Origin of the sequence: Lentzea nigeriaca (assembly GCF_016907955.1) — a bacterium.
Classification (GTDB): domain Bacteria; phylum Actinomycetota; class Actinomycetes; order Mycobacteriales; family Pseudonocardiaceae; genus Lentzea; species Lentzea nigeriaca.
In genome coordinates, this window is record NZ_JAFBCX010000001.1 from 1,385,670 (window position 1) to 1,407,186 (window position 21,517).

The window sequence follows — 21,517 nt, forward strand, 5'->3', positions numbered from 1 at the left end:
GAATTCGCGGGCGTGTGCGACTAACGAGCATGCCGGTGCCCGACACGCCCACCTCGGACGACGAACTCGGCTTCGACCGGTTCGCCATCCCGCTGGCCAGGACCATCGCCGCCACCGACCGCTCCACCACGCCGTGGACCATCGGCGTCTACGGCGAGTGGGGCAGCGGCAAGACCACGTTCCTGAAGCTGGTCGAGAAGGCACTGGAACCGTCGGGTGTGCGGCCCATCTGGTTCAACGCCTGGAAGTACGCCCGCGACGACAACCTGTGGGCCGCCCTGATCGAGAAGATCGTGCGCGACGCCCGCAGATCGGTTCGCTGGTACCGGGTTCCTGACGTGCGCCTGCGGATCTGGCTGCGGTCGATCGACTTCGGCGCGGGCTTGTGGGAGCTCTTCCGCAAGCTCCTCGCCGTCGGCTTCAAGATCGCGATGCTCACGGTGCTGATCCTGATGGCGATCAGTCTGGTCCCGGTTGCCGGCAACCCGGTGACCGGATGGCTGGCCGACAGCTCGCTGCTCGCCGAGCCCTGGTCTCGCGCGCTGGTCGGGGTGATCGCCGCGCTCGGCACGAAACCGGAGGCACTGCTGAAGCTGTTCGACGTGAAGCTCGGTGCCGACCTCGGTGCGTTCCGCCGCCGCCAGCTACACCGTTCGCAGACGGCGCTGCTCGACGACTTCACCGCCGAGTTCCAGGGCGTGCTGGCCGTCGTCTACCGGAAGAAGCCCCTCGTCGTGATCATCGACGACCTCGACCGCTGCCTGCCGGAGCAGACGCTGCAGATCATCGAGACCGTCAAGCTCTTTCTCGACGAACCCGGCTGCGTCTTCCTGCTTGCGGTGGACAGGGACGTCATCGAGCACGCGATCCGGGTCAAGTACAAGGACCTGCCCTCGGTGGGCGAACTCGGGGAGACGTTCTTCGAGAAGATCGTCCAGCTGCCGTACTCGCTGCCACCGCCCGCAGATGGACGCGTCGAGTCGTACATCCGCAGCATTTCGTCGGACCCCGACGTGCTGTCCTGCCTGCCGATCCTGCGAGGCACGCCGCCCTACAACCCCAGACGGATCAAACGGAGTGTGCAGGCGTTCACGCTGTTGAAGGAACTGTTCGCGGCGGACCAGGAGCCCGTACCGCCGGTGCTCGCCAAGCTCGTCGTGCTCCAGGCTCAGTTCCGGCAGGTCTACCGGGCCGCGGTGAACGATCACTCACTGCTGGCTCGGCTGGAACAGGCATACCGGCAGCCGGACGGGAATGTCGACGGCGCGCTGAGCGCCCAGATCGATAGGTTCTCCACCTTGTATCCGGGCCTGGCATCGCTCTTCAACGTCCGGTTGGGCGATCGGGACACCTTCTCAGCGGTGGCTGTCGAGACCTACCTGTCGATCGTCGACACCGTGACCGCGACCGACGAACCGAGTCCACCGGTCCAGCGCACTGCCTTGGTCATCTGCATGCGCCGGGACTGGGACTGGGGCGAGCAAATCGCGAACGTGGTGCGCAGCACGGGACGACACGTCGTCGTGACCACCCCTGGGTACAACAGGGACGCGAGCTATGAACTCTCGATCATCGTGTGGTCCACCGCATCCGCCGAGGCGCTGTCCGCTGAGCGCGTTGTGACGGCAGCCACCATGAGCGGGGAACCGTTGGTAGTGGTGAAGGTGGACGGAGGCGAGCCGCCAGCGGAACTGGCCCGGCGTGGCTACCTGGACGTGGCAGGTCTGACGCCGACCGAAATGCGGGACGCGGTGCTGTCGCGCATTCCTTACGTGCCGCTCGGTTGGGGAGAATCTGGACCTCAGACGATCACCAATCTTCCGATGGTCCCAGGCGGCCTCGTACCGCGCGACGAGTTGCTCAACGGAGTTACAGCACCGATCACGGCGCTTGTCGGCATGCCGGGCAGCGGCAAGACCACGCTCGCACTGCAGTACGCCAGAAGCCGTCTTGCCGACTTCCGTGTCGTGTGGCTCATCCGAGCCGCTACCCGCCACGAGGACATCGCAGCGCTCGCCAAGCGACTCTCCGTCACCCCGGATCGCGCGATCGGCCAGCTCGCGTTGACGGGCCGGTACCTGCTGATCTATGACGGCTTCGGTGCCAACGCCATTGCGGCCATTCGGCACCCGGCCGACAACGGCATGATCATCGTCACTTCCCGCGACAGGGTTTGGGACGTCCACGCCGCGATGGTCGAGGTCGGGCCGTTCTCCAGAGCGGAATCGGTGGCGTTCCTCGGCGTGCCGGAAGCGGACGTACTCGCAGAGGCGCTCGGCGACCTGCCGTTGGCGCTCGCATGCGCCAAGGAGGACCTGTTCGGTTCTGGCCGGTCAGTCGACGACTACCTGCGCGCGCTCGCCGAGCAGGGGACCGCCGTCGTGCGGTACGACAACCTTTCGCTGTCGGCAGCCCTGTCAGACGCGTTCGAGCGCCTGGCAGAGATCGGCAGCAGATCACTCGCGGTTCTGCAGGCGATGGCGATGCTGGGTTCACCGCCGATTCCGCGCGAACTGGTCATGAGCATGGTTCGTGGCAAGGAGATGGAGTTCGATCGAGCTGTCACCGGTCTGGTGCGCATGTCACTGGTCGAGCTCGTGTCCGGTGACTTCGACGTGAATCCGGTGGTGCGGAGGTTCGCGCTGGAGTCACCGGAGGCGTTGAGGTACCTCAAGCCGGTGAATGAGCTGCCGGTGTCCGTGGACCAGCAACAGCTCGAACGCCTGCAGCCTCATTGGGAGGCGCTGGTCGCGCACGCACCTCCAGCGGTGGCTGCGGAACTGCTGCTCAGAATTGGACACGGCTGGCTCGCCGCGGGCTCCTGGGTGAAGGCGCGGGTGTGCGCCGAGAAGGCGCTGGAACTGGACCGGGACAACGCGGAGGTGGGCGAGTTGCGCGCCCTGGCGACTGGCTTCACGGTCCTGTTGCTGGGCTACCCGAGCGACGAGATGACCGCCTTCGCGAAGGTTCTGCGGGCGGGCTTCGGCAAAGAGCCTTTCGAGGTGGTCGGCGCGGATCCGATCAAGTACTTGATTACTTCGGTCATTCCGGTGGATTGCGTTGTGGCGATCGATGACGGAGCGCCGACGATGATGGTGAAGGAACATGCCTCTGTTGCGAGGTCGATAGGTGTACGGCACGCCGTGGCAGCAGGTCTCCACGAGGTGCCGTCGTTGGGTCTCCTGGCTGATGACTTCCCCAATGCGCCGACCGTTCGCGTGGATTCCGGCGAAAAGGTTCTCGAGCTGGCCGACCTCATCCAGCAACAGGTACGCGAGCCGTGGATCGAGGATGATCCAACTGAGTGCACGCAGTTTCGCGCGGTGCTCATGGCGTGCGAAGGCCAGACTCTTCAGTCCGTGAACATCAGCTTCGGGTTCTGGAAGGGAAGTGCGTCGGTGCTGGGCATGTTCACAGGGACTAGCAGCGGTACGACCATCGTGCTGTTCGAGGTGAGCAAACCTGTGTCGATCATGGCGGGCTCCAGGTTCGGTAGCACGCTCGGACGCGGGGTGGTGACCCGGATCGTCAAGTGATGCTTGCGGGATCTTAGCGGTTCACGTGAAGATATTGTCGAGACAGCGTCGTCGACCGAAGGATTTTCAGGTGAGCGCGTACGGACTGCACCGCGTCCTCGAGCCCGCGGGTGTGCTGCCCCAGCAGGCGTGGCGGCTGGACGCGGACCCCGTCCCCGCGGCCGACGAGGTGATCGTCGCCGTCGAGCGGCTCAACCTGGACGCGGCGTCGTTCCGGCAGCTCAGGGAGCAGCACGGCAGCGGCGCGGCGGTCCGGCAGGCGGTGCTCGACATCGTGGCCGAGCGCGGCAAGATGCAGAACCCGGTCACCGGCTCGGGCGGCATGCTGCTCGGCACGGTGCTCGAGGTCGGGCCGGAGTCGCCGCTGGGCCTCAAGGCGGGCGACCGGATCGCCACGCTGGTCAGCCTCACGCTCACGCCGTTGAAGATCAACGACGGCCTGCAGGACTGGGACGGCGAGGACGAGCAGGTGCCGTGCAGGGGGACAGCGGTGCTGTTCGGGCGGTCCATCGCGGCCGTGTTGCCCGATGACATGTCCAACGAGCTGGCGCTGTCCGTCCTCGACGTGTGTGGTGCACCGGCGCTCACCGACCGGGTCGTGCGGAGGCACCCCGGTGGATCCGTGCTGGTGCTCGGTGGTGGCGGCAAGTCCGGTTCGCTCTCTCTTGCGGCCGCGCGTCAGGCCGGTGCGTCGCGTCTGGTCGCGCTCGTGCCGACCGAGAAGGAAGCCGACCAGGTGCGCAAGTCGGGGTTGGCGGACGAGGTCGTGATCGCCGACGCGCGCAACCCGGTGGCCGTTGCCGAGGCGGTCGGCAAGCAGGTCGATGTCACGGTCGTGTGTGTGGACGTGCCGGGGTGCGAGCACGGTGCCATCCTCGCGACCGGGGACGGCGGCACCGTGATCTTCTTCTCGATGGCGACCTCGTTCAGTGCCGCCGCTTTGGGAGCGGAGGGTCTGGCGGCCGACGTGGAGATGCTGGTCGGCAACGGCTATGTGCCCGGTCACGCCGCGTTCGCGTTGGACCTGGTCCGGACCCAGCCGGGTGTGCGGGCGCTGTTCGAGCAACGGCAGACTGCGTGACGTGAGTACGCAACTTTTGGTCGGCGGCCGCATCTACGCACCGGATGCGACGGCCATGGCCGTCACGGACGGCGTCGTCGTGTGGATCGGACAGGACTCGGTGGGCCGTGCGCTGCACCCCGACGCCGAGGTCATCGAGCTGCACGGTGCCTTCGTCGCGCCCGCGTTCGTCGACGCCCATGTGCACGCCACGAGTGCCGGCCTGCTGCTGACCGGCCTCGACCTGACCCGCACGTCCTCTGTGGAGGAACTGCTCCAGCAGGTCCGCGACGCCGAGGGCCCGCTCGTGTGGGGGCACGGGTGGGACGAGACGCGCTGGCAGGAGAACCGCCCGCCCACGCGCCAGGAGATCGACGACGCCGCCGCGGGCAAGACGGTCTACCTGTCGCGCATCGACGTGCACTCGGCCCTCGTCTCGTCGGATCTGATCACCGACGAGGCCCGCACGGCCGACGGCTTCTCGGTCGACGGTCCTCTCTCGCGTGCCTCCCACCACCACGTGCGCGCCACGGCCAAAGCCGCCATCACGCCCGAACAACGTCAAGCTGCGCAACGAGCGTTCCTGCGCCACGCCGCGTCGATGGGCATCGCGTCGGTGCACGAGTGCGCGGGCCCGGACATCTCCGGCGAGGACGACCTTCGCGAGCTCCTCGCCCATACCGAGGGCCCTGAGGTCGTGGCCTACTGGGGTGCCCACGACCTGCCGTCGGTGCAGGTCCGCGGCCTGGCGGGTGACCACTTCGTCGACGGCGCTCTCGGCTCCCGCACCGCCGCGCTGACCGAGCCCTACGCCGACGCCGACACGTCCGGCGCGCTCTACCTGGACGGTCAGCAGATCGCCGACCACCTGATCAAGTGCACCGAACTGGGCGTGCAGGCGGGCTTCCACGTGATCGGCGACGCCGCCATGGCCGCCGTGATCGAGGGCTTCGAGATCGCCGAGAAGGCGCTCGGCACGCCCGCTCTCGCGAGTGCCCGGCACCGCCTCGAACACGTCGAGATGGTCACCGCCGAGCAGGCCCGGAAACTGGCCGGGTGGGGTGTCATCGCCTCGGTGCAGCCTCTCTTCGACGCGGAGTGGGGCGGTCCCACCGGGATGTACGCCCAGCGCCTCGGGGCGGAGCGCGGAGTGGGGCTCAACCCCTTTTCCCGCCTGGCCGCCGCGGGTGTCGTGCTGGCGTTCGGCTCCGACACCCCGGTGACCGCCATCGACCCCTGGGCTGCCGTGCGCGCCGCGGTGCACCACCGCACCGAGGGCTTCGGCGTTTCGCCTCGCGCTGCCTTCACCGCCCACACGCGCGGTGGGTGGCGTGCCGCGGGCGTGGACGACGGGCTGACCGGCACGTTGCAGCCCGGCGCGCCCGCGACCTACGCGGTGTGGGAGACCGGCGACCTCGTCGTCGCGGGCTCCGACTCGCGGGTACAGCGCTGGTCGCTCGACCCGCGTTCCGGTGTGCCCGGACTGCCTGATCTCACCGGTCCCGCGCCCGTCTGCGTGCGGACCGTGCTGAACGGCCGGACTATCTACGAGAGGAAGTGACTCATGGCGTTGCTCGACCTCGACCCCAAGGTCGTCGCCACCGCGCGCGCACTCGCGGCGCGGGCGGCCGAACCGGTGGTGTCCATCGCGAAGGCGCACACCACCGTTGCCGTCGAGCGCGCCACACTTCGCCTGGCCGGCATCACCGGCGCGGACTCCACCCACCGCGCCGGTGACGTGCCGTGGGTCAACCGCGTGATCGACACGGTCCGCGAGCAGTGCGGGCTCGAGCACGGCGTGGTGCTCCCGGCGTTCCACGCGCTCCGCGAGAACAACCTCGGCACCCTCACCGAACTCGCGGAAGCCACCGCGGCGGGCCAGATCCAGTTCAAGATCCCGGCCGGCAAAGAGCTGACCGCCGCGAAGAAGGCGGCCACGTCCGCCGTCGCCAAGGGCATCAGGACCGTCGACCGCAACCGGGCCCAGCGGGACAAGCTGATCACCAAGCTCGGCGACCCCGCCCAGCGCCCGTGGATCTACCTGATCGTCGCGACGGGCGACATCGACGAAGACGTTGTGCAGGCCCAGAACGCGGCGCGCGCAGGTGCAGACATCATCGCCGTGATCCGCTCGACCGGGCAGTCGCTCCTCGACTACGTGCCGGAAGGCGCCACGCACCACGGGTTCGCGGGCACCTACGCCACGCAGGAGAACTTCCGGATCATGCGGGCCGCGCTCGACGACGTGTCGAAGGAGGTCGGCCGGTACGTGCGGCTGACCAACTACGCCTCCGGCCTGTGCATGCCGGAAATCGCTGTCCTGGCCGGACTCCAGCGGCTCGACATGATGTTGAACGACTCGATGTACGGCATCCTGTTCCGCGACATCAACCCGATCCGCACGTTCGTCGACCAGCGCTTCTCCCGCCAGGTCCACGCCCGCGCGGGCATCATCATCAACACCGGCGAGGACAACTACCTCACCACCGCGGACGCGGTCGAGGCCGCGCACACGGTCACGGTGAGCCAGCTCCTCAACGAGCACTTCGCCCACGAGGCGGGACTGCCCGACCACCTGCTGGGCCTCGGCCACGCCTTCGAGATCAACCCGAAGGTGCCCGACTCGTTCCGCCTCGAACTCGCCCACGCGCTGCTCGCGCGCGAGCTCTTCCCCGACGCGCCGCTGAAGTGGATGCCGCCGACCAAGCACATGACCGGCGACGTCTTCAACGGCTACCTGCTGGACGGTTTCTTCAACCTCGCTGGTGTCCTGACAGGACAGTCCATTCTGCTCGTGGGCATGATGACGGAAGCCGTCGTGACGCCGTTCCTGTCCGACCGCGACCTCGCCTTGCAGAACGTCCGGTACGTGCTCAACGCGGCGGGCAGCCTCGCGGAGGACTTCCGTCCCGCACCGGACGGCCTCATCGTCAAGCGCGCGCACCAGGTGCTCGGCGAGGCCGTGGATCTCCTCGAGCGCATCGTGGACGACGGCCTGCTCAACGCGATCGCGGACGGCACGTTCGGCCTGATGAAGCGCCCCGCCGACCAGGGCAAGGGCGCGGACGGCGTCGTCGAGAAGGCCGACGGCTACTTCAACCCCGCGAGCGAGATGCTGGAGGCCGCGCGATGAGCGATCCCAAGAGGTACGTGCGGCCGTACGGTGACACCACCGGCGACGGCATGATCCAGACGTCGTTCACGCTGCCGATTCCCTTCGGCCCGAAGGCGGACGGCGCCGCGCAGCAGCTCGCGAACAAGATGGGCATGGACCCCGCGATGGTGGTTCACTCGCACCCGATCGGCGACGACTTCACGTTCTTCGTCGTCTACGGCTCGGTGAAGCACCTCGTGGACCTCGACGAGGTCAAGGTCGTCGAGCGCGAGTACCCGCTGCTGACCCCGGCCGAGGTCAACACCACGCTCAAGAAGGTGTTGCGGCGCAAGCTGGTCGTGGTCGGCGGCTGCATCGGCACGGACGCGCACACCGTCGGCATCGACGCGATCCTCAACATCAAGGGCTTCGCGGGCGAGAAGGGCCTGGAGTACTACCGTGAGCTGAAGGTCGTGAACCTCGGCGCGCAGGTGAGCGTGCCCGAGCTTGTTCGCCGCGCCCGCACCGAAAAAGCCGACGCCGTGCTGATCTCCCAGGTCGTCACCCAGCGGGACGCGCACATCCTGAACACGCAGGAGATGTCCGCGGCGTTCCGCGAGGCGATGGGGGACAAGCGCCCGCTGCTCGTGGCCGGCGGCCCGCGGTTCGATCCGCTGATGGCTGCGGAGCTGGGCGTGGATCGAGTGTTCTCCCGGGGCACCACTCCGGGTGAGGTCGCGAGCTACCTGGTGCACGCGATGCAGGAGAAGAAGGGGGTCGCCGCGTGAGCGGGGCTTTGGTCGAAGGCTTTTCGGTGACGCACCGGCGTTACGTTCCGCACTCGCACGCGCACTACGGCGGCAACCTCGTCGACGGCGCGTACGGGCTCGGCATGTTCGGTGACGTCGCCACCGAACTGCTCATCCACACGGACTCCGACGAGGGGTTGTTCGCGGGATACAGCTCCGTCGAGTTCGCGGCGCCGATCCAGGCCGGTGACGTCATCGAGGCCACGGCAACGTTGGTGCGCATCGGAAAGCGGTCGCGTGAGATCGAGTTCGAGGCGCGCGTGGTGTGCCGTTCGGCGCCCGATCGCGGGCCTTCGGCGGCGGACGTGCTCGCTGAGCCGATCGTCGTAACGCGCGCTCGCGGCACGGTCGTCGCTCCGAAATCCGCAGAATAAGTTCGAACCGGCAGGCGTCCTGCTTCCGAATCCCCGGCCGTGGGAAGGGAGCAGGACAATGCCAACTAGCAACAAGAAGCGATTACGGCGCGGTGCGATCGCCGCGGCCGTGGCCGCGGCAGCCGCTGCGATACCGGCGGCGGAGGCCTCCAGCCACCGCGAGGCACCACTGATCGCGGCGGACCCGGCGGTGGACAACACCGACGTCTACGCCTTCACCAGTCCCGACAAGCCCGACACCGTCACGCTCATCGCGAACTGGTTCGGGTTGCAGGAACCCAACGGTGGCCCCAACTTCTACCCGTGGGCCACGGATGCTCGTTACGACATCAACATCGACGCCGACGGCGACGCGGTGCCGGACAAGACGTTCCGGTTCACGTTCACCACCGACGACCGGCGCGGCAAGAACACCTTCCTCTACAACAACGGACCCGTCACCTCGATCAACGACGAGAACCTGTTGTTCCGGCAGAACTACGACCTGGAGCTCATCGAGCCGGGCAAGACCACCCAGCTGGTGAAGGGCGGACGGGCGGCGCCGTCCAACACCGGACCCGCGTCGTTCCCGAACTTCGCGGCGATCCGCGACCAGGCGACCGTGAAGATCCCGGGCGGGGGCCAGGTCTACACCGGACCGTCGGAGGACTCGTTCTTCCTGGATCTGCGGGTGTTCGACCTGCTCTACGGCGGAAACCTGAAGGAGGTCAACCAGGACACCCTGATGGGCTACAACGTCAACACCATCGCCCTTCAGGTGCCCAAGACGATGCTGGCGCTCAAGGGCGACCCGCAACGCAACCCCGTGATCGGCGTGTGGAGCGACACCGAGCGCCGCACGCTGAAGCTCGACCCCGGCAAGGCGACCCCGCAGGGACCGTTCGTGCAGGTGTCGCGGCTGGGCAACCCGCTGGTGAACGAGGTCGTGTCGTCGGCGGCCATCAAGGACGCGTTCAACGGGCTCGAACCCGTCGGTGACGCGAAGGTCCAGGCGTTGCTGGACCGGGTGAACGACCCGGAGCTGGCACGGCTGATCCAGGCGATCTACGGCATTCCGGCGCCGAAGACGCCACGGGCCGACCTGGTGGAGATCTTCCTGACCGGGATCACCACGAAGGCGGGCGGCCCGATCAAGGCCGATCTCAACTCGCAGCTGAACAACGCCGACGTGGACCCGAAGAAGTTCGCGCCTTCGGAGATGTTGCGGCTCAACATGTCCACGCCGGTCTCGAAGAACCCGCACCGGCTCGGCGTCCTCGGCGGTGACCTCCAGGGGTTCCCGAACGGCCGCAGGCTCGCCGACGACGTGGTGGACATCGAGATCCAGGCCGTCGTGGGCGCGGCGCAGACCGGCAAGCTCGTGCCGGCGCTCGCCAAGGGCGACCGGGTGAACGCCAACGACGTTCGCTTCGGTGACAAGTTCCCGTACGTCGGACTGCCGAGCAACCGGGCGGTCAACTCCAACTGAGTGAGGGTGCCTGACATGTGGAAACCCATTCCGCTGCTGGCAGCCGTGCTCGCCGTTGCCGCCTGCGCCTCCCCGCAGGCGGCAACACCCGCCGCCACGCAGACCTCTTCCTTGCAGCACAACGCCGAATCCTTGCAGGCCAAGCTCCGCCGAACCCCGCAGGACGCCGCCGCCTGGGCCCAGCTCGGTGCCACGCACGTCGAGCTCGCCCGCGTCACGTTCGACCCCCAGCACTACTCGCGTGCCGAACGCGCGCTGACCGAGTCGTTGCGCCTCAAGCCGGAGGGCAACGGTGAGGCGTTCATCGGCCGTGGCGCGCTGGCCAATGCGCGACACGACTTCGCTTCGGCACGCGACTGGGGGCAGCGCGCCGTGGTGGCACTTCCGGACTCCGCTCAGGCTCAGGGCGTTCTGGTCGACGCGCTGACGCAGCTCGGCGACGACGCCGGTGCTTCCGTTGCGCTGCAACGCATGCTGGACCTCCGGCCGGGCGTCGCCTCCTTCACCCGCGCCGCCTACCACTTCGAGCTGCACGGTCGTCTCGACGAGGCGCGTGGGGCGTTGGAACGGGCGCTGGAGTCCGCTTCTTCGCCGGAGGAGGCCGAGTTCTGCCGCTTCCACCTGGACGAGCTGAAGGGACGGACCGACGCGGAGGCGCTGGAGACCTACCGCGGACTTGTGGCGAAGGCGCCGTCGCCGGAGTACCTGGTGAAGTACGGCAGAGCTCTCGACAAGGCGGGCAAGCCGGAGGAAGCGAGGGCGCAGTACGACTTCGCGCTCCGGCAGCTGCGTGCTCTCGGCGGGGACGATCTCACGGCCGCGTTGATCGCCGCCGATCACGGTGACCCGGCGGAGGCGTTGGGGTTCGCCGAGAAGGAGTGGGCGAAGCGGCAGAGCGTCTTCACGGCGGACGCGATGGCGTGGGCTCTGCACGTCAACAAGCGGTTCGCGGAAGCGCTGCCGTACTCGGACAGGGCGGTCGCGCTCGGGTGGCGGGACCCGGAGGTCCTGCGGCACCGTGCGGCGATTCTGGGGAGTCTGCGATGAGGCTGTTCTTGTTGGTGTTGTTCGGGATGCTGCTGATGGGCGGAGTCGCGCAGGCACACCCGTTGAGCAACCTCAGCGTGAACCACTACGACGGCCTGCGGGTGTTTCCCGACCGGATCGAGCTGCGGTCCGTTGTGGACAGTGCGGAGATCCCCACCCTGCAGGACCGCGACTTCGTCGACGCGCGCAAGCGGTGCGCGGAGCGCGCGAAGTCGCTGGACGCCATGGCCGGCGAACGGAAGCTCCAGTTCGAGGTGCGCGACGCCGACGTCGTGCGCCCGCCGGGCGAGGCCGGTCTGCCGACCATGCGTCTGACGTGCGAATACACGGCTGTCCTGCCGGTGAGTGGCGAGGTCGAGGTGGCGTTCAGCGACTCCTACCTCGGCGGGAAACCGGGCTGGCGCGAGATCACCGTCGTCGGGGTCGACGTCGCGGTGTCGGGTGCGCCGGCGGAGTCGATCACGGACGAACTGCGGACGTACCCGCAGGACCTGCTGTCGTCGCCGCTGGACGTGCGGGCGGTGCGGTTCGTCGCAGAACCAGGTGAGGGAACCCTTGTCGCCGCGCCCGGAGCGTTGGGAGAGGCCACGAAGGCGGCCGTCGGCCTGGTGGGTGATCTCACCCCGGTGGTCGGGATCGGTGCGGTCCTGCTGTCTCTGGTGCTGGGCGCGTCACATGCCGCGCTGCCCGGCCACGGCAAGACCGTGATGGCCGCCTATCTGGCGGGTTCGAGGGGAACCCGCCGCGACGCACTCCTCGTGGGCGCCACGGTCACCATCACCCACACGGCGGGGGTCTTGGTGCTGGGGTTGCTGCTCAGCGTGTCCAGCGTGATCGCCGGCGAGTCGGTTCTGCGCTGGCTCGGCGTGGCGAGCGGTCTGCTGGTCGCGGTGATCGGAGGGGTGCTGCTCCGCTCGGCGGTGCGGTCCCGTGGTCGTGAGCGTGCCCAGAAAGGACACGTACACGACCACGGGCATGGTCACGGACACGGCCATGGTCATGGGCACCGCCGGGCGGGGCTCGTCGGGATGGGAGTGGCGGGCGGCCTGGTGCCGTCTCCCTCCGCCCTGGTGGTGCTGCTGGGCGCGATCGCGTTGGGCCGCACCTGGTTCGGCGTGGTCCTGGTGGTGGCGTACGGCCTCGGCATGGCGGCGACGCTGACTGCCGCCGGGCTGCTGCTGGTCTCGCTGCGGGACCGCTTCGGGCCGCGCCTGGCCCGCTTGCGCAGGTACGCGGACCTCACGCCGCTGGGCACGGCGGCGCTGGTGATGCTCGTCGGAGTCGGTCTGGCCACGCGTGCGCTGGCCGGTTAGTTCTCGGAGAGGAAGTCATGAAGAAGCTCATCGTTCTGGCGGCGCTCGCAGCGGCCGCGTGCTCGGCGGAACCCGCGGTTACCGCTCAGTTCGACGACGAACAGCAGTCCGACATCTCCTGCATGAAGCACCAGGAGCAGACACCGGGGGAGGAGTACTTCGACGAAGGTAATTGGGACACCGTCGTCTCGTTATCCATCTTGCGCTACTACACCTCCAACGGCACAAAGCCCTACTGCGACGGCAAAGCAGCGACCGACGCCGACCAGGGCTGGCGCAAGCTCTACGTGCAGATGGGGGCGGACCAGACCAATATTCGCTGAATCGACCGCAACCTCCGCCGCGTTCCTCCGTTGGTCAATACAGAGGTAGTTACATGCCGGGGAGGATGGGGCGCAGTGAAGATCGACCACCACGGGGACACACCTCCGTACGAACAGGTTCGGGTGCACTACGCGCACGCGATCTCGAACCGCGAACTGCCGGTGGGCGCCAAACTGCCCACCGTGCGCGCGCTGGCGAAAGACCTGGGCCTGGCGGTCAACACGGTGGCCCGCGCCTACCGCGAGCTGGAGGAGGCAGGCCTCGTCGAAACGAGGGGCCGCGCGGGCACCGTGGTGAGCGCGAACGGTGACAACAACCGTGAGCGAGTGCGTGTGGCGGCGGCCCAGTACGCGACGATGTCCGCGGAGCTGGGCCTCGCGCCACAGGAAGCCATGGACATCGTGCGGGCGGCGTTACTGCGGGCCTGACGCTTCTGCCGTGACGAGGCTGATCGGGCCGGCCAGGGGCACCTGCCCCGTGAAGGACCAGCCGGACTCGGCGAGCCACGCGGCACCTTCCTCGACGCTGTAGACGTCGCCGTCGTTGACGTGGATCGCGAACTCCCCGGCCATCAGCGCCGCCGGCAACGGCTGCGTGTGCGTCGGGTCGGTCCAGAAGTCCGCGATCAGCAGGCGCGCTCCCGGCTCGGCGGCCGCCCGGATCTTGCGCAGGATCGTCCTGTTGGTCTCGGGCGTGAAGTAGTGGATGACGTTGGCGAGCAGGAAAGCGTTGTGGCCTGGCGGGAGTTCGTCGGTCAGCAGGTCGCCGGAATGCACCCGGATCCGCTCGGAGCGCAGCCGTTGCGAGGCGAGGGCGGCCACCGCGGGCAACTCGAACACCGTCGCGGTGAGCGCGGGATCGGCGTCCGCGAGGGCGACGGACCACGAGCCCGTGCCGCCGCCGATGTCCAGCACCCGGCTGCCCGCCGGCAACCCGGCCACGTGGGGGAGCGCGCGGCAGGCACCGGCGGTGGCGGCCTCGATGCCCGCGGACACGAGGGGCACGAGCTCGTCGTCGATCACGGACATGTCCCGCGCCGACTTGCCGCGGCCCAGCGCTCCGGCCAGGTCGGTCCACGTCGGATAGCTGAGCTTGTCCCAGAACCTCAGCAGCGGTCTGAAGTCGGCGGGTGTGGCGCCGGACAGGAACGTCGCGGCCACCGGTGTGTTCGCGTACTGGTCGCCGTGCCGTTCCAGCAGTCCGAGCGCGACCATGGCGTCGGCGCTGATGCGTGCCGTCCGCCGGGGCAGACCCGTGCGGGCGGCGAGGCCGGCGAGGTCGGCCGGTCCTTCCCCGAGGGCCTCGAACAGGCCGAGCTCGTTGGCGGCGAAGAGATGCTTGCTGGCCATGAACCCCTGGGCGAGCTGGAAGATCCGGTCCGGGGTCACGTCTGATGTGGTCGTCATGGCCTGAGCGTGCGGGCGGGCGAAGGCGCCCACCATCCCAGAACGCTGGGTGATCGCCGCTGGCAGAGCCCAGATTTCTGGGGGTGTCGCGGCTGCGGCGCGGGCGTAGTCTCCGACCTGTGACGTCTCGAATGCGTGCCGAGATCGCGCGCATCGACGCGAGCCGGCTCAACTGGGTCGACTTCACCGCGGGCGTCGCGGAGGCGGTCCGGCCGCTCATCCCGTTCGACGCCTACTGCTGGCACACCGTCGACCCCGGCACGATCCTGTTCACCGGCAGCGTCAACCGCGACGTCGGCTGTTCCGGCTCCTGGCTCGCCCACTACGAGTACGTCGTCGACGACGTCAACAAGTGGTCGTTCCTCGCCAACAGCGGCCGCATCGCCGGTGCGACCAGCATCGACACCCACGGCGACCTCACCCGTTCTGCCAGGCACCGCTCACACCTGACCTACGGCTTCGGCGACGAGCTGCGCGTCTCGCTCGTGGCCGACGGCATCTACTGGGGAGCGGCGGCGTTCCTGCGGCACGCGGACCAGCCGTGGTTCACCGAGGCCGACGTGGCGGCGCTGTCCACCTTGTCCTCGGCCATCGCAACCGGGTTGCGGCGCACGATCGCCACGCAGCTGTCCGGTTCTCCCCGCGTGGACTGGGGACCGGGCGTCGTGGTGTTCGACGCCGACGGCAACCCCGAGTCGACCTCGGCGGCGGCAGAACGCTGGATCAGCGAACTCGTCGAGGACCCCGCACCCGATCACCCGAGCGAGTCGAAGATCGTGCGCTCGATCGCCGCCCGCGCCAGGGTCATCCCGCCGGGAACCGACCCGCTCGAACTGGCGGCCCGCGCCCGCGTCCGCACACGCGCCGGAACCTGGCTGCTCCTCTACGGCACCCGCCTCGGCACCGACGGCCGGACCGCAGTGATCATCCACCCGGCCACACCGCACGACGTCGCCCCCGTCGTGGCGCTGGCGTACGGGCTGACCGATCGTGAGGCGCTGGTCGCCATGCAGTGCATCCAGGGCCGTCCCACCAAGGAGATCTCCAAAGCGTTGTCGATGTCGCCGTACACCGTGCAGGACCACCTCAAGTCCATTTTCGACAAGACCGGCGTGCGGTCGCGCGGCGAGCTGGTGGGGCAGATCTTCCTCGACCACTACGCGACGCGGTGGGAGAAGCCGGCCACCGGGCCGCCGGGGCTGCTCGTGCGGGGCATCGAGACCACCTGAGTCACCCGTCGGCCAGGCGGATGTTCAGCTCCACCTGCCACCTGGTCTTCCTCCGCTCGGTCCGCGGATCGGTCAGGAACGCCTCGTACCGGCACGCGAAGTGATCGTCCCACCGGTCCAGCGCGAGGCCGTGGTCGCGCGCCCACTCCAGCAGCAGCTTGTTCGCCCGGCGCGCGTGGTTGACGTAGCTGAGGCTCGCGTACCGCCCGGCCGGTAGGACGCCGGGACGCACTCGATCGTCGCCGTCCCGTGGTCCCGGGACCACGAGGCCGACCTCCATGTCCATCGGGCCGTTCATGTCGATCACGTGCAGGCGGTGGAACAGATGGCCGGGGCCCCACGCGCCGAGTTCGTCCAACAACGCGTTGCGGACGGCGAGCATGCCCCGGAACGGGGTGGTGAGCCGGATGCCGAGGTAGTGGAGCTCCGGCTTGGAGACGATCTGCGGGCCGTCGACGATCTCCACGACCGGCACGCTAACACCGTCGGCCTTCGTCGCGTGCCGGATCCGGAACAGCACCGGCGAGAGGTCTCGCCCATCCCGGCGGGCGTGGTCACGGATCCACGCGCTGATCACCATGTCCAGCCGACGGCCGCCGTCCACACGCGCCGGTGCACCGCGCAAGGTCGCTCCGGCAGCCAGTGGCGTCGCCACCCAGTCGATCAAGCACAGCGGTGTTCAGACATACCCACGACCAATTAGAGGTCGTGCCTGTCCCGTGTCAGCATCCGACTTCGACGGGCGCCGGAACGAAAAACCGCGTCGGCGAGAGGCCCCGCCCACCCAGGGGGCAGACCGCCCACCTCCACACTATCCGCCGAAAGTGCGTGTCAACCCACCGTTCGGCGATCTGTGGACAACTCAGAGCAGACCTCCTCACGCCCGTCACGATTACGCTGGAAACCACCCGGCCGATCACCCGTTCGCGCACCTCCTGATACGTCTTGACACAGCTAGGCTGCCCGATGGATCGTGAATAACTGATTCATCAGTCAGTTTAGGAGTGACGAGATGGGGCGGACCGTCAGGGACGGCCTGCGGCTCACGGCCGAACAGCAGCAGTTCGTCGAACTCGCCAGGGAGTTCGCCGCCGGCGAGATCCGTCCACGAGCGCGCGCCGTCGACGAGGCGGACACCGAGTCGCCGCTCGACGTGTGGGACAAGGCCTCCGGGCTCGGGCTGACGTCGTTCATGATCGGAGAGAAGTTCGGGGGCGGCGGCGTCACCGACCTGCTCACCCAGGTGCTGGTGCAGCAGGAGCTGTGCCACGGCGACATCGGCATCGGCAACCTGATCACGTCCAACGGCTTCTTCAGCGCGCCCGTCGAGCACCTCGGCACACCCGAGCAGCAGGACCGGTTCCTCAGTCCGCTGGGGACCGATCGGCCACCGCTCACGGCCGTCGCGGTCACCGAGCCGGGCAGCGGATCCGACGCTGCGAGCATCCGGACGTCCGCCCGGCGGGACGGAGACTCGTATGTCCTCAACGGACAGAAGACCTGGATCTCCAACGCCCCTTATGCTTCGCAGTTCGTGATCTTCGCGACGGTGGATCCCGCGAAACGTTCCCGCGGGGTGACGGCGTTCGTCGTGCCGCGCGACACCCCTGGTCTCCGGGTCGGGCCGCCGTTCCAGAAGATGGGGCAGCGGGCGATCGTCAACGCCGAGGTGTTCCTCGACGACGTTCGGGTGCCGGTGGAGAACCGGCTCGGCGACGAAGGCCAGGGATTCGCCGGCCTGATGCGGACGTTCGACGCGTCGCGCATCCTCATCGGGGCCGCCACGACGGGCCTTGCGCGGGCTGCCTTGGACTTCGCGACCGACTACGCCCGTGAACGCGTGCAGTTCGGCGTGCCGATCATCCAGCACCAGGCCGTGGCGTTCCGGCTCGCGGACATGGCCACGCGCGTCGACATGTCCCATCTGCTGACCGTGCGCGCGGCGACGTTGTACGACGAGGGGCATGCCGTGGCGCAGGAGTCGGCCATGGCCAAGCTCGTCGGCTCAGAGAACGCCATGTGGTGCACGCATGCCGCCGTGCAGACGTTGGGCGGCTACGGCTACTCGCGCGAATACCCCGTCGAGCGCTGGATGCGCGACGCGAAGCTCGAAGAGATCGAGGAAGGCACCTCGGACATCCAGCGCCTCATCATCTCCCGCGGTCTCGGTGCGAGATGATCTTCTCCGATCCCGCGTCCGTCGCCGTGGTGGGCGCCAGCGACGATCCCGCCAAGTGGGGGCACTGGCTCGCGCGCGGCGCACTGATCGGTCGTGACCGCCGTGTCGTGCATCTGGTGAACCGCTTTGGCGGCCCGGTTCTCTCCGAGCCGACAGTGCGGTCGCTCTCCGAATTGCCCGAGGCGCCCGAACTGGTGGTGCTGGCAGTGCCCGCGGCACACGTGCCGGCTGTGGTGGACGAGGCGCTCGCCGTTGGTGTGCGCGGCTTCGTGGGTATCACCGCGGGCATCGACGACGGCGTGATCAGCCGGATCCGTGAGGCGGGGGCACGGCTTCTCGGGCCGAACTGCCTCGGTGTGTTCGACGCGGCGACGTCGTTGCACCTCGCCTGGGGACGGTTTCAGCCCGGCTCGCTGGGCGTGGTGTCGCAGAGCGGGCAGGTCGGCCTGGAGATCGCCGGGCTCGCGGCGGCGTCGGGTCTCGGGGTGTCGCGGTTCGTCTCGGTTGGCAACCAGGCGGACGTGACGGCCGCGGAAGCGTTGCTGGAACTGGTTTCCCACGACCTGACCACGGTCGTCGGGGTGTACCTGGAGAGCTTCGGGCCGGGGATCGTCGCGGCGATGTCGGAGCTGCGTGCGGCCGGGAAACCGGTGGTACTGCTGACGGTCGGGTCGTCGTCGGCCGCTCAGCAGGCCGCTCTGTCGCACACCGGGGCATTGACGTCCTCTTTGGACGTTGTGGATGCGGCCTGTCGTCGTGCCGGCGCGGTGCGGGTCTCGACGCCCGCTGCTGTGGTGGATCTGGCGGCGGTCGTGTCGTCCGGTGCGCCGCGGGGTCGCCGGGTCGGGATCATCTCGGACTCCGGCGGGCAGGGTGCGATCGCGGCGGACCTGGCTGCTGGTTTCGGTTTGTCGGTACCTGGCTTGTCCTCCGCGGACGGACTTCCCGCCGTCGCGTCGAATCCGGTCGACCTCGCGGGTGCGGGGGAGCGGGACCTGGAGAACTACGCCCGTGCGGTCGAGGTGCTCGCGCGTGGGGGCGATGTCGACACCGTCGTGTTGTCCGGGTACTTCGGCAGTTACGGAGCGGACACGCCCTCGCTGGAGGTCGCCGAGGTGGCGGTGGCGCACCGGATCTGTTCCCTGGCAAGGGAAACCGGTGTTCTCGTGGCGGTGCACAGCATGTGTGTGGACTCGGCGGCGGTCCGTGCATTACGTGCGGGGGGCGTGCCGGTGCAACACACGATCGAGCGTGTCGTGGCTGCGCTCGGTGACGCGGCACGGCTCGGTGCGCTTCCGCTCTCCTTCGCCGACTCTCCGACCGGACCGGAATTGTCGGTGCCGGCTGGGAGAATTGAACCAGGGGACCCCTATAGGGGGGACCCCTGCGCAAGCCTGCCGCACCGGCCCGGCTACCTCGCCGCCCGCGAGCTCCTCAGCTTCGTCAGGTTCCCCAGGGCCCACGCCGTGACGAGCGCCGCCGAGGTCAAGGCGACCACCCTCACCGGCCCGTATGTCCTCAAAGCCGACTGGCTGCCCCACAAGAGCGAGCACGGCGGCGTGCGGATCAACCTGACCGACCCGGCCACGGCGTTCGAGGAGATGGAGGCGAGGCTCGGCCCCGGCACCTACGTCCTCGAAGAGATGGACACGCGCGAGAACACCGTGGAACTGATCATCGGCGCGAAGCGGGACCACTCGTTCGGCCCAGTGATCCTCGTCGGCGCGGGCGGCATTCACGCGGAGTTGTTGAAGGACACCGCGATCGAGCTGGCCCCGGTGACTCCCGCCACTGCGAGGGACATGCTCGCCCGCCTCGTCTGCGCCCCGCTCCTGTCGGGCACACGCGGAGCGAAACCGGTGGACACAACGGAGTTGGCCGAGCTCATCGCCCAGATCTCCGCGACACTGGTCGCCAGACCGGACCTGTCCGAGATCGAGCTGAACCCGGTGCGCGTGGGCCCGGACGGCGTGCTGGCCGTCGACGCCCTGATCATCCCTTCGGGGGACAAGTTGAACGACACGAGCGGACAACGCGTGGCATGTGCATGACCCCACCTCGCCTCAGCGGCGGCGACGCGCTGGTGCGCGCCCTCGTCGCACACGGCACCGAGCTGGTGTTCGGCATCCCCGGCACCCACAACCTCGGCATCTACCGCCACCTGGCCGAGCACGGCGTCAAACACGTGACACCCCGCCACGAGCAGGGCGCGGGCTTCGCCGCCGACGGCTACGCCCGCGTCACCGGTAAGCCGGGCATCTGCCTCACCACGAGCGGCCCGGCCGTGCTCAACGCGATGACCGCGATCACCCAGTCGTACTCCGACTCGGTCCCTGTCCTCCTGATCTCCCCTGGCATGCCCCTGCGACACCCCGGCCGCGGCAACGGCACCCTCCACGAGGTCCGCCACCAGAGCGCCGCACTGGAAGCCGTGATCGGCTACTCGAACCGAGTCCACAGCGTCGCCGAAATCCCGCTGGCCGTGGCCCAGGCCTTCGCACACATGACCGCGGGCCGCCCCCGCCCGGCACACCTGGAAATCCCGCTGGACCTGATCGACGCCGTCGACAGGGCCAGCGACGTGCCACCGGTCCTCGTCGCCCACCCACCGGCCGACGCCGTCACGATCGCCGCAGCCGCCGGCCGCCTCAACACCGCCACCCGCCCAGGCCTGATCATCGGAGGCGGAGCCAGGGGCGCAGCCGAGGAGATCACGGTTCTGGCCGAACGCCTGGGCGCCCCGGTAGTCGCCACGGCCAACGGCAAAGGCACGTTCTCCGAGCACCACTACCTTTCGATCGGCGCGGGCGTGCACCACAAGGCAGTGGCGGAGTTCGTGGCCGAATGCGACGTCGTCCTCGCCATCGGCACCGAACTGGCCTCCACCGACCTCTGGAACGGCCCGCTGAGGTTCCCCGGCGACCTGATCCGCATCGACGTCGACCCGGCCCAGATGATCACCAACGCCCTCCCGGACTACTGCCTCGTCGGCGACGCCAATGCCACCGTCACCGCCCTGAACCAACGCCTGGGCAACGGCAAAGCGGGCCACGAAGCCACAAAACGAGCCGAACGCTGGCAAAGACTCTTCCGCAAACACGCCCGCACCCAAGGCGCCGCCTGGCTCCCCCTGGTTGAGGCCATGAACGAAGCCCTGTCCCCAGGCGCCATCATCGCCGGCGACAGCGCGATGGCCTGCTACTACGGCACGTTGTCCAACCTCCTCCTGGAAGGCCCGGCAAGCTTCCTGTACCCCACCGGCTTCGGCACTCTCGGCTACGGCCTCCCCGCCGCGATCGGCGCCAAGATGGGCGCACCAGACCGCCAGGTCGTCGCCCTGCACGGCGACGGCGGCGTGATGTTCACCCTCCCCGAACTGGCGACCGCGGCCCAGGAACGCCTGCCCCTGCCCGTGATCATCTGCGACAACGGCGGCTACGGCGAGATCCGCCGCGAGATGGCCGACCGCAGCGACCCCGTGCACGGCGTGAACCTGCCCGGCGTCGACTTCGCCATGGTCGCGAAGGGCCTCAACTGCCACGGCCTGACCGTGGACGACGAGGACAAGTTCGCCACAGCGCTGCGCAAGGCCTTCACCGCCGACCGCCCCACCGTGCTCCATGTGGTGGGCGACCTGGCGGGCGCATAAGTCCTCTATTTGGCACTAAACAGGCCACC

At 68.6% G+C, this 21,517-nt stretch carries 17 protein-coding genes; 15 read left to right on the forward strand and 2 right to left on the reverse strand.

What is annotated here, in order from left to right:
• Positions 1–35: 35 nt before the first annotated feature.
• From JOD27_RS05620 to JOD27_RS05670, 11 genes are all read left to right on the forward strand, one after another.
• A complete protein-coding gene (locus JOD27_RS05620; RefSeq protein ID WP_204760973.1) occupies positions 36–3,536 on the forward strand; it encodes a P-loop NTPase fold protein in 3,501 nt (1,166 codons plus the stop codon).
• Positions 3,537–3,606: 70 nt separating this feature from the next.
• Positions 3,607–4,617: an L-erythro-3,5-diaminohexanoate dehydrogenase gene (kdd, locus tag JOD27_RS05625; protein ID WP_307829910.1), complete on the forward strand. Its 1,011-nt coding sequence runs from the start codon at positions 3,607–3,609 to the stop codon at positions 4,615–4,617.
• The gene (locus tag JOD27_RS05630) at positions 4,610–6,157 is read left to right on the forward strand and encodes an amidohydrolase (RefSeq protein ID WP_204761189.1); all 1,548 of its coding nucleotides are present in this window, start codon (positions 4,610–4,612) and stop codon (positions 6,155–6,157) included. The genes kdd and JOD27_RS05630 overlap by 8 nt, the downstream gene beginning before the upstream one ends.
• A 3-nt stretch (positions 6,158–6,160) precedes the next feature.
• Positions 6,161–7,729, forward strand: a complete 1,569-nt coding sequence (kamD, locus tag JOD27_RS05635; protein WP_204760974.1) for a lysine 5,6-aminomutase subunit alpha — start codon at positions 6,161–6,163, stop codon at positions 7,727–7,729.
• The gene (gene kamE / locus JOD27_RS05640) at positions 7,726–8,478 is read left to right on the forward strand and encodes a lysine 5,6-aminomutase subunit beta (protein WP_204760975.1); all 753 of its coding nucleotides are present in this window, start codon (positions 7,726–7,728) and stop codon (positions 8,476–8,478) included. The genes kamD and kamE overlap by 4 nt, the downstream gene beginning before the upstream one ends.
• Entirely contained in the window at positions 8,475–8,873 is a 399-nt protein-coding gene (gene kal / locus JOD27_RS05645; RefSeq protein ID WP_109641409.1) for a 3-aminobutyryl-CoA ammonia lyase, read from the forward strand. Before kamE ends, kal begins: the two co-directional genes overlap by 4 nt.
• Before the next feature lie 58 nt (positions 8,874–8,931).
• Entirely contained in the window at positions 8,932–10,341 is a 1,410-nt protein-coding gene (locus JOD27_RS05650) for a DUF4331 domain-containing protein (protein WP_204760976.1), read from the forward strand.
• A 15-nt stretch (positions 10,342–10,356) separates the two neighbouring features.
• The gene (locus tag JOD27_RS05655) at positions 10,357–11,388 is read left to right on the forward strand and encodes a tetratricopeptide repeat protein (RefSeq protein WP_204760977.1); all 1,032 of its coding nucleotides are present in this window, start codon (positions 10,357–10,359) and stop codon (positions 11,386–11,388) included.
• Entirely contained in the window at positions 11,385–12,701 is a 1,317-nt protein-coding gene (locus tag JOD27_RS05660) for a nickel/cobalt transporter (protein ID WP_239566333.1), read from the forward strand. Before JOD27_RS05655 ends, JOD27_RS05660 begins: the two co-directional genes overlap by 4 nt.
• A 17-nt stretch (positions 12,702–12,718) precedes the next feature.
• A complete protein-coding gene (locus JOD27_RS05665) occupies positions 12,719–13,024 on the forward strand; it encodes a hypothetical protein (protein WP_204760978.1) in 306 nt (101 codons plus the stop codon).
• Between the two features lie 75 nt (positions 13,025–13,099).
• Positions 13,100–13,453: a GntR family transcriptional regulator gene (locus JOD27_RS05670; RefSeq protein WP_204760979.1), complete on the forward strand. Its 354-nt coding sequence runs from the start codon at positions 13,100–13,102 to the stop codon at positions 13,451–13,453.
• Here the strand turns inward: JOD27_RS05670 and JOD27_RS05675 are convergent.
• Entirely contained in the window at positions 13,439–14,431 is a 993-nt protein-coding gene (locus tag JOD27_RS05675; RefSeq protein ID WP_204760980.1) for a methyltransferase, read from the reverse strand. The genes JOD27_RS05670 and JOD27_RS05675 overlap by 15 nt on opposite strands.
• A gap of 119 nt (positions 14,432–14,550) precedes the next feature.
• Between JOD27_RS05675 and JOD27_RS45840 the strand changes: the two genes are divergently transcribed.
• On the forward strand, positions 14,551–15,660 hold the full coding sequence (locus JOD27_RS45840) for a LuxR C-terminal-related transcriptional regulator (protein WP_204760981.1): 1,110 nt from the start codon (positions 14,551–14,553) through the stop codon (positions 15,658–15,660).
• Position 15,661: 1 nt separating this feature from the next.
• Here JOD27_RS45840 and JOD27_RS05685 read toward each other — a convergent pair whose 3' ends face one another.
• Entirely contained in the window at positions 15,662–16,327 is a 666-nt protein-coding gene (locus JOD27_RS05685) for a GyrI-like domain-containing protein (RefSeq protein WP_204760982.1), read from the reverse strand.
• Between the two features lie 345 nt (positions 16,328–16,672).
• Here JOD27_RS05685 and JOD27_RS05690 point away from each other — a divergent pair, with 345 nt between their 5' ends.
• Genes JOD27_RS05690 through JOD27_RS05700 form a run of 3 tightly spaced genes read left to right on the forward strand, consistent with a single transcriptional unit; the run spans position 16,673 to position 21,488 of the window.
• On the forward strand, positions 16,673–17,839 hold the full coding sequence (locus tag JOD27_RS05690) for an acyl-CoA dehydrogenase family protein (protein ID WP_204760983.1): 1,167 nt from the start codon (positions 16,673–16,675) through the stop codon (positions 17,837–17,839).
• Positions 17,836–19,890, forward strand: coding sequence for an acetate--CoA ligase family protein (locus JOD27_RS05695; protein WP_204760984.1), 2,055 nt, complete (start codon positions 17,836–17,838; stop codon positions 19,888–19,890). Before JOD27_RS05690 ends, JOD27_RS05695 begins: the two co-directional genes overlap by 4 nt.
• Entirely contained in the window at positions 19,887–21,488 is a 1,602-nt protein-coding gene (locus JOD27_RS05700; protein WP_204760985.1) for a 5-guanidino-2-oxopentanoate decarboxylase, read from the forward strand. Before JOD27_RS05695 ends, JOD27_RS05700 begins: the two co-directional genes overlap by 4 nt.
• Positions 21,489–21,517: the final 29 nt, after the last annotated feature.